13 protein-coding genes are annotated in these 15961 nt (G+C 69.1%); 6 read left to right on the forward strand and 7 right to left on the reverse strand.

The window, feature by feature from the left end; translation table 11 throughout:
* Positions 1 to 30 precede the first annotated feature (30 nt).
* Genes ACSHWB_RS39415 through ACSHWB_RS39430 form a run of 4 tightly spaced genes read right to left on the reverse strand, consistent with a single transcriptional unit; the run spans position 31 to position 4803 of the window.
* Positions 31 to 1530 (reverse strand): glycoside hydrolase family 36 protein, encoded by a 1500-nt coding sequence (locus ACSHWB_RS39415; RefSeq protein ID WP_439658408.1) that lies wholly within the window; start codon positions 1528 to 1530, stop codon positions 31 to 33.
* Positions 1531 to 1559: 29 nt separating this feature from the next.
* A complete protein-coding gene (locus ACSHWB_RS39420; protein WP_439658409.1) occupies positions 1560 to 2903 on the reverse strand; it encodes an ABC transporter substrate-binding protein in 1344 nt (447 codons plus the stop codon).
* 29 nt (positions 2904 to 2932) lie between these two features.
* On the reverse strand, positions 2933 to 3838 hold the full coding sequence (locus ACSHWB_RS39425; RefSeq protein WP_439658410.1) for a carbohydrate ABC transporter permease: 906 nt from the start codon (positions 3836 to 3838) through the stop codon (positions 2933 to 2935).
* 11 nt (positions 3839 to 3849) lie between these two features.
* Complete coding sequence (locus tag ACSHWB_RS39430) at positions 3850 to 4803, reverse strand: carbohydrate ABC transporter permease (RefSeq protein ID WP_439658411.1); 954 nt, start codon at positions 4801 to 4803, stop codon at positions 3850 to 3852.
* Positions 4804 to 4955: 152 nt separating this feature from the next.
* On the opposite strand from ACSHWB_RS39430, the gene ACSHWB_RS39435 reads away from it, so the two are divergent.
* Together ACSHWB_RS39435 and ACSHWB_RS39440 are read left to right on the forward strand one after the other, a co-directional pair.
* The gene (locus ACSHWB_RS39435; protein ID WP_439658412.1) at positions 4956 to 6923 is read left to right on the forward strand and encodes a DUF4832 domain-containing protein; all 1968 of its coding nucleotides are present in this window, start codon (positions 4956 to 4958) and stop codon (positions 6921 to 6923) included.
* A gap of 73 nt (positions 6924 to 6996) precedes the next feature.
* Positions 6997 to 8205 (forward strand): Gfo/Idh/MocA family protein, encoded by a 1209-nt coding sequence (locus tag ACSHWB_RS39440; RefSeq protein ID WP_439658413.1) that lies wholly within the window; start codon positions 6997 to 6999, stop codon positions 8203 to 8205.
* 10 nt (positions 8206 to 8215) lie between these two features.
* Here ACSHWB_RS39440 and ACSHWB_RS39445 read toward each other — a convergent pair whose 3' ends face one another.
* Positions 8216 to 9763 (reverse strand): sensor histidine kinase, encoded by a 1548-nt coding sequence (locus ACSHWB_RS39445; RefSeq protein ID WP_439658414.1) that lies wholly within the window; start codon positions 9761 to 9763, stop codon positions 8216 to 8218.
* A 262-nt stretch (positions 9764 to 10025) separates the two neighbouring features.
* On the opposite strand from ACSHWB_RS39445, the gene ACSHWB_RS39450 reads away from it, so the two are divergent.
* Positions 10026 to 10430 (forward strand): ATP-binding protein, encoded by a 405-nt coding sequence (locus ACSHWB_RS39450; protein ID WP_439658415.1) that lies wholly within the window; start codon positions 10026 to 10028, stop codon positions 10428 to 10430.
* 131 nt (positions 10431 to 10561) lie between these two features.
* Here ACSHWB_RS39450 and ACSHWB_RS39455 read toward each other — a convergent pair whose 3' ends face one another.
* Together ACSHWB_RS39455 and ACSHWB_RS39460 are read right to left on the reverse strand one after the other, a co-directional pair.
* Entirely contained in the window at positions 10562 to 11341 is a 780-nt protein-coding gene (locus ACSHWB_RS39455) for a transposase family protein (protein ID WP_439657970.1), read from the reverse strand.
* A gap of 326 nt (positions 11342 to 11667) precedes the next feature.
* Complete coding sequence (locus ACSHWB_RS39460) at positions 11668 to 12228, reverse strand: HSP18 transcriptional regulator (protein WP_439658416.1); 561 nt, start codon at positions 12226 to 12228, stop codon at positions 11668 to 11670.
* Between the two features lie 101 nt (positions 12229 to 12329).
* Here ACSHWB_RS39460 and ACSHWB_RS39465 point away from each other — a divergent pair, with 101 nt between their 5' ends.
* The 3 genes from ACSHWB_RS39465 to ACSHWB_RS39475 all read left to right on the forward strand — a co-directional run bounded on the left by ACSHWB_RS39465 (position 12330) and on the right by ACSHWB_RS39475 (position 15961).
* Entirely contained in the window at positions 12330 to 12767 is a 438-nt protein-coding gene (locus ACSHWB_RS39465) for an Hsp20/alpha crystallin family protein (RefSeq protein ID WP_439658417.1), read from the forward strand.
* Between the two features lie 12 nt (positions 12768 to 12779).
* Entirely contained in the window at positions 12780 to 13037 is a 258-nt protein-coding gene (locus ACSHWB_RS39470) for a hypothetical protein (RefSeq protein WP_439658418.1), read from the forward strand.
* Positions 13038 to 13381: 344 nt separating this feature from the next.
* Positions 13382 to 15961 (forward strand): SpoIIE family protein phosphatase, encoded by a 2580-nt coding sequence (locus ACSHWB_RS39475; protein ID WP_439658419.1) that lies wholly within the window; start codon positions 13382 to 13384, stop codon positions 15959 to 15961.

Consider the following 15961-nt stretch of genomic DNA (forward strand, 5'->3'; position numbering starts at 1 on the left):
CAGTTTACTAAGTCCGGTCGCGCGCCGGGCTCAAGCGATCGGATACACCTGCTCCACGTCCGGGTCGACCGCCGGGGCGAAGTCGACCTCGCGGCCGTCGAGCGAGAACCGGTAGCGCCCCAGCCTCCGGATGCCGGGCCGGTGGTCCAGGTACCGGGTCATCGCCTCCAGCTCGTCGGGACGCAACCAGCCGGGCGGGTCCGAGATCGCGCGGAAGCCGCAGATGTCGGCCAGGTCGCGCAGCCAGCCCTGTTGCTGATCGGTGAGCAGGTTGAGGCGGCTGCGGAAGTACACGACGTCCGGGTCGACCTCGAGCAGCGGCGCGTGCCACAGGCGGTGCAGGGTGTTGACGACGGCATTGCGCGCCAAGGCGTCCGAGGGGTCCTGCGTGGCGTAGTGGTCCCACATCGGGGCGACGTCGGGGCCGCTGCGCAGCCCGTCGACCAGGCCGAGCGAGGGCAGCAGCGGCGCGCCACTGGCCAGCAGGTAGGCCTCCTCCCCCGCGGCCTCCCGGATGGCGCGCAGGCCGGACCGGTACGCCTCCTCGCGGTCCACGGCGGTGGAACGGGCCCCCGGTGTGGTGCCGGCCTGGAGGAAGTCGAGCTTGAGGTAGGTGAACCCCCACTCGTGGGTCACGCGATGGATCGTCTCCCGCAGGTGCTCCTGCACCGAGCCCAGGGTGAGGTCGAGCGTCCAGTACCCGGTCCCCCAGTTGTTCCCCGCGACGACCGGTGCTCCGCCCTCGTCGCGCAGCAGGAGCTCCGGTCGTTCGCGCGCCGTCCGCGAGTCGGGGTGCACGATGAACGGGGCCAGCCACAGGCCGGGCCGAAGTCCGGCGTCGGTGATCCGCTCGGCCAGCGCGCGCATCCCGGCGGGGAACTTGCCGTTGGCGTGCCAGTCCCCCACCTGCTCCTCCCAGCCGTCGTCGATCTGGGCGACGTCGAAAGGCAGGCCCTGCAAGGCTTTGACGTCCTTGGCGAGCAGTTCTTCGGTGATGTTCTCGTAGTACGCGTACCAGCTGCACCACACGTTGCCTGCGCGCTTGGTGCTGCGTCCCAGGCGTGTGCTGAGGTGTTCCGCGTAGGCCGTGAAGACCTCGTCCTCGTCGCCGTAGGCGAGCAGCCACGGGGCCCCGCCGGACTCGTACCAGCCGACGAGGGTGTCCCGGTCGGCGGCGAGCCGGGGCACCCCCAGGCCCAGTGCCCCCAGGAGGAGAACCTTCCCGTCGGGTCCTTCCAGGGCGGCGACCGCGGACGAGTGGTGGCGGCTGGGGTCGTCCCACGTGGTGTCGTCCGCCGTGAGACGGCGCTCCGCACTGGCGATGCGCAGGGGGACGTCGGAGAGACGGCGCCATCCGCACGGACTCCAGGAGTTGTGTCCGTGCCGGTAGAACAACGCGTCGCCGAGACCGTGCAGCAGCGCGACCCTCCCGGGCGGCAGCAGCAGGCCTCCGTTGACGAGCCGCGGCACGGCGCTGCCCTCGAGCTCGGCGCCGAACGTGCGGCCGCCGACGGTCAGGAACTGGGCCATGGGTGTCCTCTCGCGGAACGACGTACTGGCTACTTGAAGAGGGCGTTGACCTTGTCGTTGGCTTCCTTCAACGCATCCGCGGCCTTGGCGTCGCCGAGGATCACGGACTGGATGGCGTCCTGGACGATCGGGTTGAGCTCGGTGCCGTGCTCCGTGACGGGCAGCAGGAAGGTGTCCTTCTTCGCGGCGTCGGTGAAGGCGTGCACGTCCCGGCCCGCTGCCTGGTGCGCGGCATCCACCTTCTGGCTGGCGTCGGTGATGGCGGGGAAGACGACGGCGCGCTGGGCGACGCGGTCCTGGCAGTCGGACGAGCCCAGGTACTTGACCCACTTCCAGGCCTGGTCCGGATGCTCGCTGCCGGCCCAGATGGCGTCGGACAGGCCGTTGATGGAGCTCTTGCGGCCCTGCGGTCCGGTGGGCAGGGGCTTGAAGGCCAGCTCCTGCTTCACCTTCGGGTCGGTGAAGGTGAGGATGGTCCACGAGCCGGCGATCGTGATCGCGCCCTTGCCCGCGATGAGGAGCTCGGAGTTGGCGACGCTGGACTGCTTGTCGAGACGCGGCGCGTACCCCTTGTCGATCAGGCGCTTGAACCAGCCGATGGTCTCGGCGAGCTTGGGGTCGTCGTAGTTGTAGTGGGTGCCCCACGGGTTCTTGTCGAGGTAGCTGAACCCGTTGGCAGCGGCGAAGATCGCCCAGCCGTTCTGCCCGTTGGCGCCGTCGGCCCACTCGGGCAGGAACCCGTAGACCTGAACGCTGTTCTTGTCGAAGGCGGGGTCGAGACCGTTGCGGCCGTTGGCGTCCACCGTGGCCTTGGCGATCACCTGCTCGAACGTGCCGCCGTCGGTCGGGTTCCAGCTGAGGTTCTCCAGCTGCGCGGGGTCGACGCCCTGCTTGCCGAGCAGGCCGGTGTTGACCACCAAAGCCATCGTGTCCCAGTCCTTCGGTAACCCGTACCGCTTGCCGTCCTTGACCCACACCTCGCTCAGGCCCGGCTGGTAGGCGGACAGGTCGACGTTGTCGCGCTTGACGAACGGTTCCACGTCCAGGAGCTGGTTCTGGGTGGCGAACTGCGGGTAGTAGGTGCTCTGGTTGGTCCACACGTCGGGGGCGTCGCCCGAGGCGAGCTGGGTGGTGAGGTTCTGCCAGTACTGGGCCCAGGCCGTCTGCGTTATCTTGACGGTGATGTCCGGGTTCGCGGCGTGGAAGGCGTCCGCGCAGTCCTGGTAGGCGGCCTGCTGCCGGTCGTCCCACAGCCAGTAGTCCAGCGTCGTCGCACCTGCGGCACCGTCGCCACCGCTCGAGCAGGCGGCGAGGGGTGCGGTGAGGGCCAGGCTCAGCAGGAGGGCGCCGGCGCGCCGTCGGGTGGATCGCATGGTGGATGTGCCTCTCGGGTCGGGCCGGCTCACTTGATGCCGGTGAAGTTGAGGGACTCGACCAGGCGGCGGCCGAGGAAGATCAGCAGGACGAGCACGGGCAGCACCGTCAGCGTCGAACCGGCCATCAGCCCGGTCCAGTCGGGCTGGGTGTTGGGCGACTGCTGCTGGAAGATCCCGAGCGCGACCGTCAGCACCCTGGTCTTCTCGTCACGGCCGGTCAGCAACGGCCACAGGAAGTCCTTCCAGGACCACACCGCCGTGGTCAGCCCGATGGTGAGCAACGGGCCGCGGCTCATCGGCAGCACCACGCGCCAGAACATGCCCCAGCCGCCCACACCGTCCAATGTGGCCGCTTCCTCGATCTCACGCGGGATCGACAGGAAGAACTGGCGCAGGAAGAACACCGCGAACGGGGTCATGAGCACGCTCGGGGCGACCATGCCCGCGAAGGTGTTCAGCCAGCCGAGGTTCTTCACGAGCACGAAGTTGGGCAGCAGGGTGAAGATCGGCGGCACCATCAGCGCGGCGATCAGCACGCCGAAGACCAGGTCCCTGCCGGGAAAGCGGAGCCGGGCGAACGCGTAGCCCGCCATCGCGCAGCACTGCGTCTGCACGACCGTGATCAGTCCGCAGTAGACGAACGAGTTGAGCAGGTAGCGCAGGAAGTCGACCTTGGCCCCGGAACCACCGGCCGCCCGTGCCTCCTGCTGGCTGGTCAGCCCGAGCACGCGCAGGAAGTTGACCATCGTCGGGTTGTCCGGCAGCAGGCCCACACCGTCCGTGTACAGGTCGGCCGCGGGCGTGAGCGCGGTGCGCACCATCCAGTAGAACGGGAAGATGGTCGCCACGGCCGCTACGGCCAGCAACGCCCAGGCGGCGATCCGGCCCAACGGGATCCGACCCAGCGGCATCCGGGTGCGGGCGGGTGTCATGGGGACTCTCCTCATGCCAGGTCCGAGCGGGAAGCGCGCAGCAGCCGCATCTGCACGGCGGTCAGGACCCCGAGCACCAGCGCGAGCACCACGGCGATGGCGGAGGCGTAACCCATGCGGAAGTTCGTGAACGCCTGTTCGTAGATGTAGAAGTAGATGACCCTGGTGGCGCCGACCGGCCCGCCCTTGGTGGTGACCGCGATGGTGTCGAAGATCTGGAACGAGCCGATCAGGGAGACCACCAGCACCAGGGCCAGCACCGGGCGCAGCAGCGGCAGCGTGATGCGGGTGAACATCCGCCACTCGCCGGCGCCGTCCAAAGAGGCGCTTTCGTAGAGATACCGGGGAATCTGCAGCATTCCGGCGTAGAGCAGCAGAGCCGTGTAGCCCGCGTAGGCCCAGGTGTTGATGCCCGCGACGGTCGGCATCGCCCACGTCGGCGAGGTGAGGAAACCTGTGGCGCCCAGCCCCATCGCGCCCAGGGCGTGGTTGATGAAGCCGAGGTTGGCGTCGAGCATCCACATCCACAGCAGGCCCACCGTGACATTCGGGACCAGCCACGGCACCAGCAGCATCGCGCGGATCGCCACCGACTGGGTCAGGCGGTGCATCAACGTGGCCAGGGCGAGCGCCAGCACGGTCTGCGAAACGATGTTCAGCACGACGTAGTAGCCGGTGACCTTGAGCGCGTTCCAGAACTTGTCGTCGTCCACGAGGTCGCGGTAGTTCTCCGCGCCGACGAGGTTCGGCGCCGCCAGCATGCCGTAGTCGGTGAGCGAGTAGTAGACGCCCAGAACGGTCGGGTACGCGTAGAACAGCGCGAAGCCCACCAGCACCGGAGCCAGGAACAGCCACGCCACCTTGCGGTCGTCGCGCCGCCGCGGCGGTACAGCGGGTGTGCCGGCGTCCACGAACACTTTGCGATCATCGCGTCGCCGCGGTGTCGCGGTCTTGCTGGCGCTCATGGACACGCCTCCGCATCGGGACCTTCGCACCTCACCTCTTGCCAGTGGGGCGCTGTTGCTACATATTGATGAGGAATAGTGAAACTTTGTCAATCCTCAAGCGGAACTATTTGGGACCCTGCCTCTCTCCTCATCCCCCTGGAGGTCGCGCCATGTCCACCGCCACGCCCAGACGCCGGAGGTTGGTGGCCGCACTGTGCGCCGCGGCCGTTGCCCTGCTGCCCGCCGTGACGCCCGTGTCGACCCAGGCCGCGGACCTGTCCGCGCAGGGCGTTCCCGACCGGCCCGCCCCCGGCCCCGCCCCGGATCCGAGCCTGCCCGTCCACGCCCTCGCCACCGCCGACGCGCCGCTGGACAACCCGCTCAAGGGGTTCGCCCGCTTCCTGCAGCCGGGCACCGACCCGAACGCCGGCTACCCGCTCTCGCTGACGTGGGCCTACTTCGGCCTGTCCGAGGTCATGACGGACCCGAACAACTGCTCCAGCTACAACTGGGGCATCGTGGACAACGCGCTCAACACCATCGCGGCGGCCGGCAACCACGCGGCGATCCGCCTGTACATGGAGTATCCCGGCGGCGGCACAGGCACCCACCCCGGCAACGCCGTCCCCGCGTGCTTCAACGGGCAGGTCCCCATGCGGCACAACGCCTACTGGGACACCACGAGCCCCGACTACGACAACCCGTTCCTGATGACCGGGCTCAAGAACTTCATCACCGCGTTCGGCGCGCGCTACGACGGTGACCCCCGGCTCGGCTACATCCACTTGGGACTGATCGGCCTGTGGGGTGAGTGGCACACCTGGCCCTACGACACCGACACGTCGGGCGACACCTATCCCAACTACATGCCCACCGACGCGAACGCCGCCGACATCCTCAACACCTACAACCGGGCGTTCACCCGCACCAGGCTCGAACTGCGCTACGCGGACAACGCGGGCGGTGCCGCCGACAACCTGCCGCGCATCGGTTACCACGACGACTCGTTCTGCTACCGCGAAGGCGGTCAGGGGGTGACGCTGCCGGTCTCCATGGGCGGCGCGCCCTGGGCACAGCTGCAGAAGGCCCTGGAACACGGCGTGGAGAACCGGTGGACCACGGCGTCGATGGGCGGTGAGGTCCGCCCGGAGATCCAGTCCGTCGCGTTCGCCGGCTGGCCGGGAGGCTCCGGCCCCGTCGACAACATGAAGGCGTGCATCGAGCTCGAGCACACCACGTGGAAGATCAACGAACGCAGCCTGGAGTACTCCCCCACCGATCCCAACGTGGCCGCCGCGGTCCGGTTGATGGGCTACAACCTCACCGTCCGCAACGCCTACTTCCACAACACGGCGCAGGGCACCACGAAGGTGGGCGTCCAGATCGACAACACCGGTGTGGCCCCGTTCTACTACCCCTGGACCGTCAGCCTCGGCCTGAAGGACGCGGCCGGCAACCTGGTCAGGACGTGGGACACCTCCTGGGACCTGCGGCAGGTCCAGCCCACCCGCATCCGCGCCTTCCCCGACTGGCAGGTCGGCGCCGACCCCACGTACCGGGATTTCGGCTACGCCAGGTACTTCGACGCCCCGGTCGACCTGTCCGGTCTGAACACCGGCGGCTACCGGCTCGTCCTGAAGGCCAAGAATCCACTTGAGACGATCAACGCCAACGCCAAGAAACTGCGCTTCGCCAACGCCGGCCAGAACGCCGACGGCTGGCTCGACCTCGGCGCGATGACCGTCGGCGCCGGCCAGTCGGCGGGCAGCTACGAGGCCGAAGCCGCGGGCAACACCCTGGCCGGCGGCGCCGTCACCAGCGCGTGCGGCGGATGTTCCGGCGGCAGCAAGGTCGGCTACATCGGCAACGGCGGCACCCTCAGGTTCAACAACGTCGACGGTGGCGCCGGTGGCACGCGCACCGTGACGCTGCACTACACCAGCCAGGAGTCCCGTTCCGCCAGGATCCAGGCCAACGACCTGACTCCTCAGACCGTCAGCTTTCCGTCCACTCCGGACTGGGTCACGACGAGGACCACCACCGTGTCGCTGAACCTGCGCGCCGGGCGCGGAAACACCGTCACCATCTCGAATCCCTCCGGCTGGGCACCGGACATCGACAAGATCACCGTGAGCTGATCGACGGGCGGCCCGGGGCGTCCGGTCCCGGGCCGCCTTCCACCACCATTCGCGCCGTGCGGAAGGCTTTCCCATGAACACCCATCTCCACCGCGACCTCCGTCTCGGCGTCCTCGGCTTCGGGCTCCGCGGGTCCATCGCCCGCATCGCCCACCGCCCCGGCGCGGGCAGCCTCGTCGTCGCACTGGCCGAGCACGACCCGGCCATGCGTGCGGAGGCGGACGAGACCTTCCCCGGTGCACTGGTCACCGCCGACCACCGGGAGGTGATCGAGTCCCCGGACGTGGACGCGGTCATCGTCCTCACCCCCGACCACACCCACGCCGACCTCGCGTGCCAGGCCCTCAAAGCGGGCAAGCCCGTCTTCGTCGAGAAGCCCCTGGACATCTCGATAGAGCGGTGCGACGAACTGCTGCGCACCGCCTACGAGACGGGCAGCCGCCTCTACGTCGGCCACAACATGCGGCACATGCCGGTGGTGCGCCTGATGCGCGACATCATCACGCGGGGCGAGATCGGCGAGGTCAAAACGGTGTGGGTGCGGCACTTCGTCGGCTTCGGCGGCGACTACTACTTCAAGGACTGGCACGCCGAACGCCGTTACACCAACGGACTTCTGCTGCAGAAGGCCAGCCACGACCTCGACGTCCTGCATTGGCTCGCGAACAGCTACACCCGGCAGGTGCAGGCCTTCGGCGACCTGATGGTCTACGGCGACAACCCGCACCGCCGCCAGCCCGGCGAACCCAAGCACGCCGACTGGCACGACCAGAACGGCAACTGGCCACCGCACACCCAGCGCGGACTGAACCCCGTCATCGACGTCGAGGACGTCTCACTGGTCAACCTGCGTCTGGACAGCGGAGTGCTGGCCGCCTATCAGCAGTGCCACTTCACCCCGGACTACTGGCGCAACTACACCGTCATCGGTGACGCCGGCCGCCTCGAGAACTTCGGCGACGGACCCGGCGCCGTGGTGAAGGTCTGGAACTCCCGCCGCCCGTCCTACAGCGAAGCCGACGTCCAGTACCCCGTGCCGGACGCCGAGGAGGACGACGGGCACGGCGGCGCAGATCCGCTCCTCGTGGACGAGTTCCTGCGTTTCGCCAGGGAAGGCGGCGTCACGGACACCTCACCCGTTGCCGCTCGGATGGCCGTCGCCGCCGGTGTCCGGGCCACCGAGTCGCTCCGCGCCGGGGGTGTCCCGCACGAGGTGCCGGACCTCGCCCCGGAACTGGTGTCGTACTTCGAGAACGGGCAGGACGCGTCGGCGCGGTTGTAGCTGCACGTCGCTACTCGGTGGGCGTCGCCGCTTTCGCCTCAGCTCGCGGCAACGTGAAGTGGATGGTGGTGCCACTGGTGGTCTCGGTGTCCAGCCAGATGCGGCCACCGTGGTACTCGACGATCTTGCGGCACATCGCGAGGCCGATGCCGGTGCCGCTGTACTGGTCTTTGGTGTGCAGTCGCTGGAAGATGACGAAGATCCGCTCGGCGTACTGCGGTTCGATGCCGATGCCGTTGTCGCGCACCGAGAACACCCACATGTCGTCCTCGCCGGGCTCGGCGTCGATGCGCACGTGCGGGGTCTGCTCGGTGCGGAACTTCACCGCGTTGCCGATCAGGTTCTGGAAGACGCCGGCGAGCAGCCTGGCCTCGCCCTGAACCTGCGGCAGGGTGCCCACCTCGACCTGGGCACCGGACTCCTCCAGCGTGTGGGCGAGGCTGCGGAGGGCCTCGTCGACCAGCTCGCCGGCGGTCACGGTCACGTGCTTGTCGCGGAGGCGGCCGACCCGGCTGAACGCGAGCAGGTCGTTGATCAGCACCTGCATGCGTTTCGCGCCGTCCACCGCGAAGTCGATGTACTGGTCGGCGCGTTCGTCGAGCTGCCCGCCGTAGCGCCGTTGCAGCAGCTGGCAGAAGCTCGCGATCTTGCGCAGGGGTTCTTGCAGGTCGTGCGAGGCCACGTAGGCGAACTGCTCGAGCTCCGCGTTGGAACGGCGCAGGTCCTCCGTCGCGGTGGCCAGGGCCGCGTTCTGGTCCTTCGTCTGGCCGAGCTCGTCGACGATGCGGGTGCGCATCGTGTCGACGTCGCGGCCCAGTGCGCGCAGCTCCAGCGGACCGGTCGCGGTGACCGTGTGGGCGAAGTCGCCACCGGCGACCAGCCCGACGTGCTCACGCAGCCTGCTCACCGGACCGACGACGTACACGAGCACGGCGGCGACACAGCCCAGCACGGCGATCAGCAGCACGGCCAAGGCGACGATGCAGGTGACCGCCATCCTGGTGGCCGAGTCGTTGAGCGCGGCACGTCCTTCGGCACGCTGGACCGCCAACTCGGCCTGCAACGTGGACAGCGCGACGCGGACCGCGTCGAACCGCTGCTTGCCGGCCGCCTCGTCCGGCACCGGGAGCCCAGCGCGAACCGCGGCGATCGTCGGATCGGCGTACTCGCTGCGCCACGCGGACATCGCTTCGTCCAGCGCGGCCACGCTCTCGGTCACCTTCGGGGTGTTCAAGGTGGCAACGGTCCCCCGCGCCGCGCTCTGCCGCCCCAGGCCGTTCTCATAGGGTGCGAGGAAGTCGGCGCTGCCGCTGAGCACGTACCCCCGCAGCCCGTTCTCCTGGTCGACCAGGTCCGTGCCGAGCTGCTGCGCGCTGACCACAGCGGGACCCACCACGTCCAGCAGCCGTGACCGCGCCCGGGAAAGTTCGCCGATGGCCAGCAGCACGGCCGTGGTCGCTCCCAGCAGCACCACCACCAGCGCCAGCGAGATCCACACCGACCACCGGCGCAGCGAAGGACCGCCAGGCCCTGCCCCGGCATCCAGACCCGCGTTCACGGCACCTCCCCTGACCACGACGCGAAGGCGCCGTGCTCAACACGCGTTGAGCCGCGCAATCTTAGGGGCGCGCCACTTGTGCCATCGCACTCGACCTTGCCGAGCGGGAGCGCCGGGCCCCGTGATCGTCTGGCCGTGGCCGATGCCGCTGGTTGAACCGCGACGGCGGCACCGCAGATCAGGTTCACACGTCGCGAGCGGTTGATCGCCAGAACGAGCGGGCACCCGCCCAGTACCTGACCACGAAAGGGGGGTGAGATCGATGAACACCGATGCCTCTTCCGACCAGGTGCAGGTGTTGGAGCTGAACGGTGAGGTCGCTGATCTGGGCGGGGTTCGCAGGTGGACGCGGTCCACGTTGGCCGGTCTGCACCCGGACGAGCTCGTCGACGTGCTGCTGGTCGTGACCGAGCTCGTCTCGAACGTCTACGACCACTCGCGGTTCCCGGCACGACTCCGGCTGAACAGGTCGGCCAAGCCCTGTGTCGTCACGATCTCGGTCGACGACGCTTCAGCGACCGCGCCCGTTCTGCGACAGTCCTCATCCGACTCGCCGCGAGGACGAGGCATGGTGATCGTGAACCGGCTCGCCAAGCAGTGGGGCGTGGTTCAACACGCGATCGGGAAATCCGTCTGGGCTCTGATCCCCTGCCCTCTCACCTCGTGAAGGCGGTGTCTCGACCACCGCTCGAAAGTCCGCACGGCTAAGCCTGTTGCCAGAAGTTGTGTCCGTTACTCGCCCGAGCGGCCCCGCGCCTGGCCCTGATGGCGTCTGCAAGTACCGAGCCTTTTCCATCTTCATGATCGGGTGCGTTGTTCGAGGGTGAGGATGGCGCGGGCGTAGTGGGTGACTCGGTGGGGGCTGGCGCGGACTCGGGTGAGGACGCGCCAGTTCTTGAGGGTGGCGATGCCGCGTTCGACGAGGCAGCGGATGGCGGAGTGTGCGCGGTTGGCGGCGCGTCTGCCTGGGGTGAACTCGTTTTTGTAGCGGCGGTAGGGCAGATGAACGCCCTCGCCGGCGCCGATGTAGCCGCGGTCGGCGACGAGGTGGAGCCCGGCGTCACGGCAGGTGTCGAGGATGCCGTGGGTGCGGGCGGCGGTCAGGTCGTAGACCGAGCCGGGGAGTCCGTCGGAGACCCAGGCGAGCCGGCCGTAGGGGTCGGTCAGGATCTGCACGGTGATGCCGTGGTGGCGGGTTTTGACGCTGTAGCAGGCTTTCAGGCGCTCACGGTCGCCGGCGCGGTCGATGCGGATGACGGTGCCGTCCAGTAGCGCGTAGTTGGAGAACGATCCGGCCAGCCGGGCGACCGCGTGTGTGAGGCTGGGTGCTCGTGCCGCGAGCAGGTCGGTGGTCTCGCGGATGTAGCGGTAGGCGGTGGCCAGGCCGATGCCGAACCCGGTGGCCAGGCGCTGGTAGGTGTCGCCGTTGCGTAAATGCGCCAGCACCAGCAGGGCCTGGCGGTTGCTGGGCAGGCGGCGCCAGCGGGACCCGATGCTGGTGCGGTGGCGGCGGATCAGGCGTGCGACGTAGTCCAGGGTGCGATTGGACAACGTGATCACGGACGGATAGAACAACACACGAAGCTCCTGGTCGGCATCGGTTGATCTTGGTCGTGATGCCAGTGCTACCAGGGGCTTCGCCATGTTCAAGGCCGTCGAGCTACACCGATCCGATCTTGTGACCAGCAAGATCAGGATGGAAAAGGCTCACCACCAACTCAACATCAACAGGCACTTTCCTACTACCAACAGACTGGCGAGCCCCGAGAGCACCGCATCTGTTCGTCAGGCGGCGAACAGGTTGGGTGTGGTTGACGGCGATTCGATCAAGAGTTGGTGGTACTTGCAAACGCCTCGGCACCAACAGGGAACCGAGGTTTCGGACAAGACTTCTGGCCAGGTGCTCAGTCGAGTCCCGCACGGCGGTCTTGCGTGTCGCGGCGCACCTGGTCGGTCTGCGCGCCGATCGCGGCGATCTGGTCCGCCAGGGCCGGGTGCGTCGCCTGGAGCTGGTCGTGTGCGTCCGCCAGCGGGCCGAGCAGCTCCGCGGCGTCGTTGCCGGACAGCGCTTCGAGAACCGACGGGTCGACCGCGCCGACATGTCCGGCCAGGCTGCGCAACGAGGCCGCGTTGTCGCGGGCCCACGACGACACCGCGCGATCACCCGCACGCCGGTCGCGCTCGGCCTGCACGCGCTCGTCACCGGTGGATCCGCCGAGGTCGGACGGGCGCAGGCGCAGGTAGCGGCGTTCCGCGGCCTGGCGGCTGGCGACCCCCAGCGCGGGCGCCAGGTCCGCCCAGCTGGTGCCGAGCGCGCGGGCGGCCCCGATCAGCCGGGGTTCCCAGTCGGCCAGCTCGGCTCGCAGTTCGCGCAGCAGGACCAGTGCCGCCAGCACCTGGGTCGAGCTGAGGTCCGCGTCCGCGTTCGCGGCGGCGCGGACGGCCTCGTAATCGCCGATCGGCATCTTGTCATCCTTTCGACGACATCCTACTTGTCATCGTTCCGACGACATGTTACAACAGATGTGCGCGTTGACAGCAGTCGAAAACATCGAGGAGGTGCCGGATGTTGATGCGCACTGACCCGTTCCGGGAGCTGGACCGTTTGGCGCAGCAGGTGTTCACCGGACCGGGCACGTGGTCACGGCCCACGGCGATGCCGATGGACGCCTACCGCGCGGGCGACGAGTTCGTGGTGGCGTTCGACCTGCCGGGCGTGTCCGCGGACGCCATCGAGCTGGACGTCGAACGCAACGTGCTGACCGTGAAGGCGGAGCGGCGGCCGACGATCACCGGTGACAACGTCGAGATGCAGGTCGCGGAACGACCGCTGGGCGTGTTCTCCCGCCAGCTGTTCCTCGGCGACACCCTCGACACCGAACGCATCCAGGCCGCCTACGACGCGGGTGTGCTGACCCTGCGGATCCCGGTGCTGGAGAAGGCCAAGCCCCGCAAGATCGCCATCAAGAACACCGAACAGGACGTCAAGCAGATCGACGCCTGACGAGGACCGGTCATGGTCGCGCGGACGATCGACGACGAGTTCGTCGCGTTGCTGTGCGAGGACGAGGACCTGGTGCGCGCGGAGTTCGACGCCATCATCTCGGCGAACTGGGGGGAGCCACCGCTTCCCCCGGCACCGCGCCCGCCAGTCCCGTCGACGCCGTATCGGAACGTGCTCCGCCCGCAGTGGCGCGACCACGTCCCGCTGGGACGATCGGCACGGCAACGCTCCCCTCCGTCACGGAAGGCAGGTGATGCGTGGACACGGTGAACAACAGGAACAAGTCCGGCCGACCGCTCGCACTGTCGGACCGACCCCGCGGTGGCCAGCCGAGCTGAAGCCACCCGAGCGCATGGGCGCAGCACTCCGCGAGCCGCCCGGACTCTTCCACCCGGTGGTCCCGTGCCGTTGATCACGGCACGGGACCACCGGGTGTCCGCATGGCCGCAGCCGTTGCCGGGTCTGCCAGGCACCTGGGCTCAGCCGGTCTGGGTCGCCTCAGCTGCGGCAGAGATCGGTGCAGGTGAGGCGGCTCCAGCAGAGTCGGTCACCGAGGCGCGCTTGAGCAGCCAGGCCACTCCTCGCGAGTTCGCGGCGTTGTGGAGGCGGCTGGAATGAGTGGTCCGGGGCAGGACTTCGCCTCCCTCATCGACGAGCTGCCCGTCGTCGTCTGGCAGGGCGAGTCCGACTCCCGCGCCCTCACCTACCTGTGCCGCTCGATCGAGCAGCTGCTCGGTCATCCGCTGGAGCACTGGCTCGGCGACACCGGTTTCTGGGACCGCATGACGCATCCCGACGACAGGGAGAAGTCCACCTCCGACGGGGACTACGAGTCGGTGTACCGCGTCTTCACGGCATCCGGCGAACTCATGTGGTTGCTGGAGAAGGCGAGCGTGCGCGGCACGCGCCGGAGCGGCGTGCTGATCGACGTGACCGTGCAACGCGCGGCCGAGCAACGCGAGCAGTTCCTGGACCTGCTGGACCGCGAGTCGCAACGGCTGGACGACGCCGAGGACCTCATGGCGCAGGCCACCAGGATGCTCGGCGAGCACATGAATGTGGACCGGTGTGCGTATGCCCGGACGGAGGAGGACGAGAACCACTTCGTCATGAGCGGCGACCACGCCACCGGGCTGCCGCCGTTGCCCGGCAGGTTCGCCATGCGCGAGTTCGGCAACGGTGCGCTGGCGGCGATGCGGGCGGGTGAGCCGTGGGTGGTGGTCGACTCGCTCGACGATCCACGGCTCGACGCCGAGGACCTCACCGCGTACCGGGAGACGGGCATTCGTGCCGTGATCTGCCTGCCGTTGCTCAAGGGCGGGCGTTTCGTGGCGGCCATGGCGGTGCATCACGCGTCCGTGCGGCAGTGGACGCGCGACGAGGTCGACCTGGTGTCGGTGGTGGTGAACCGGTGCTGGGAGTCGATGCAGCGGGTGCACGCCGACCGGGCGTTGCGCGACAGCGAGGAACGGCATCGGCAGCTCGTGGAGCGCGCGACCGACGCGATCTGGTTGCTGGACCACGACCTCCGGTTCGTGTCGGTGAACCCGGCGACGGAGCACCTGCTCGGTTACCAGCCCGGCCGGCTGCTCGGCACGCCGCTGTCGGACCTCGCCGACCTGCCAGCGGACCTGTCCACGTCGCCCGTGGTGAACCTGCGGCGCGCGGACGGCACGACGGTCGCACTGGAGCTCAGCGTCCAGCGCACTCCCCTGGGTCTGCAGGCGATCGGCCGGGACGTGACCGAGCGCGAACTGACGCTGCAGCGCGAGCACGCGATCGCGGCCGCGTTGCAGGAAAGCCTGCTGCCGCGCGAACTCCCGATGTTGCCGCGGCTCGCCACCGCCGCCCGTTACCTGCCGGCGGCGGAGCACTCGCAGATCGGCGGCGACTGGTACGAGGTGGTGCCGCTCGGGGCCACCCGCGCGGGGCTGTCGGTGGGCGACGTCGTCGGCAAGGGACCCGCCGCGGCCGCGGTCATGGGTCAGCTGCGCAGCGCGCTCACCGCATACCTCCTCGACGGGCACTCCCCCGCCGAGTCGCTGCGACGCCTGGACATGTTCACGACTCGGGTGAACGGAGCGGTCGGCAGCACCTGCGTGTGCGTCGTCTTCGACTGGGGCACCGGCGAACTCTGCTGGGCCGCGGCAGGTCACCCACCGCCCGTCGTGGTCGATGAGGCGGGGGCACGGCTGCTCGTCGACGAGATCGGGCCGGCGCTCGGCGCCGGCGGTCCGACGAGGCCGCGCGAGCACACCGCGCTGGTGCCGCCGGGTGCGTCGGTCGTGCTCTACACCGACGGCCTCGTGGAGCGGCGCGGCGAGGTTCTGGACGAGGGGTTGCGCAGACTCGTCGGCGCCGTGAGCGGCGCGCTCGGGCCGGCGGCGTTGGCGCAGCACGTCATCGAGGCGCTCCTCACGGACGGCCGGTCCGACGACGTCGCCCTCGTGGTGGCACGACACCTGCCGGCGCCGTTGCAGCGTCATCTGCCCGCGTCCTCGTACGAACTCTCAGCGCTGCGGCGAGCGGCGACGAGGTGGACGGAACTGGTGGGCCTGGACGAGGACGCGACCTACGACGTGGAGCTCGCGCTCGGCGAAGCGGCGGCCAACGTCGTCGACCACGCCTATCCGGACGGCGGCGGTGAGTTCGACACCTCGCTCGAGTGGACCGGCCGCGGGGTGCGGGTGACGGTGGCCGACCACGGTCATTGGCGCCCGGAGCCGCAGGACAAGGGGTACCTGGGCCGCGGCCTGACCATGATCCGCGCGATCGGCGACGAGGTCGACCTGGTCGTCGGCGACGACGGGACGACCATCCGCTTCCACGTGCCCGCGACGTCGGGCGTGCAGAAGGCCTGCCCTCCGCGCTCCACCCGGCCGCCGGTGGTGACCGGGTGGACGGACGGCGCGGACGAAGCGGTCCAGCTGCTCCTGCTGACCGGCGACCTCGACATGTCCACAGTGGACGAACTGCGGGATCCGCTGCTGGCGAGGATCGACACGCCGGACGGCCGCCCTGTCGAGATCGACCTCTCCGGACTGCGGTACCTCAGCAGTTCGGGCGTCGCGTTGCTGCTGGAGGCATCAGCGCACGCGAAGGAACGCGGCAGGCTGCTCTCCGTGGCGGCACAGCGGAACGGCGCCCCTGCCCGCATCCTCGAACTGTCCGGAGTGGACCACACGGTCCGGTGA

This window comes from Lentzea sp. HUAS TT2, from assembly GCF_051853195.1.
Classification (GTDB): domain Bacteria; phylum Actinomycetota; class Actinomycetes; order Mycobacteriales; family Pseudonocardiaceae; genus Lentzea.

Excerpts from the sequence above, each read along its gene's own strand:
- ACSHWB_RS39450 (WP_439658415.1), top strand. The coding sequence starts at position 10,026 with ATGAACACCGATGCCTCTTCCGACCAGGTGCAGGTGTTGGAGCTGAAC.
- ACSHWB_RS39425 (WP_439658410.1), bottom strand. The coding sequence starts at position 3,838 with ATGACACCCGCCCGCACCCGGATGCCGCTGGGTCGGATCCCGTTGGGC.
- ACSHWB_RS39415 (WP_439658408.1), bottom strand. The coding sequence starts at position 1,530 with ATGGCCCAGTTCCTGACCGTCGGCGGCCGCACGTTCGGCGCCGAGCTC.
- ACSHWB_RS39475 (WP_439658419.1), top strand. The coding sequence starts at position 13,382 with ATGAGTGGTCCGGGGCAGGACTTCGCCTCCCTCATCGACGAGCTGCCC.
- ACSHWB_RS39470 (WP_439658418.1), top strand. The coding sequence starts at position 12,780 with ATGGTCGCGCGGACGATCGACGACGAGTTCGTCGCGTTGCTGTGCGAG.
- ACSHWB_RS39440 (WP_439658413.1), top strand. The coding sequence starts at position 6,997 with ATGAACACCCATCTCCACCGCGACCTCCGTCTCGGCGTCCTCGGCTTC.
- ACSHWB_RS39460 (WP_439658416.1), bottom strand. The coding sequence starts at position 12,228 with ATGCCGATCGGCGATTACGAGGCCGTCCGCGCCGCCGCGAACGCGGAC.
- ACSHWB_RS39465 (WP_439658417.1), top strand. The coding sequence starts at position 12,330 with ATGTTGATGCGCACTGACCCGTTCCGGGAGCTGGACCGTTTGGCGCAG.
- ACSHWB_RS39435 (WP_439658412.1), top strand. The coding sequence starts at position 4,956 with ATGTCCACCGCCACGCCCAGACGCCGGAGGTTGGTGGCCGCACTGTGC.
- ACSHWB_RS39430 (WP_439658411.1), bottom strand. The coding sequence starts at position 4,803 with ATGAGCGCCAGCAAGACCGCGACACCGCGGCGACGCGATGATCGCAAA.
- ACSHWB_RS39420 (WP_439658409.1), bottom strand. The coding sequence starts at position 2,903 with ATGCGATCCACCCGACGGCGCGCCGGCGCCCTCCTGCTGAGCCTGGCC.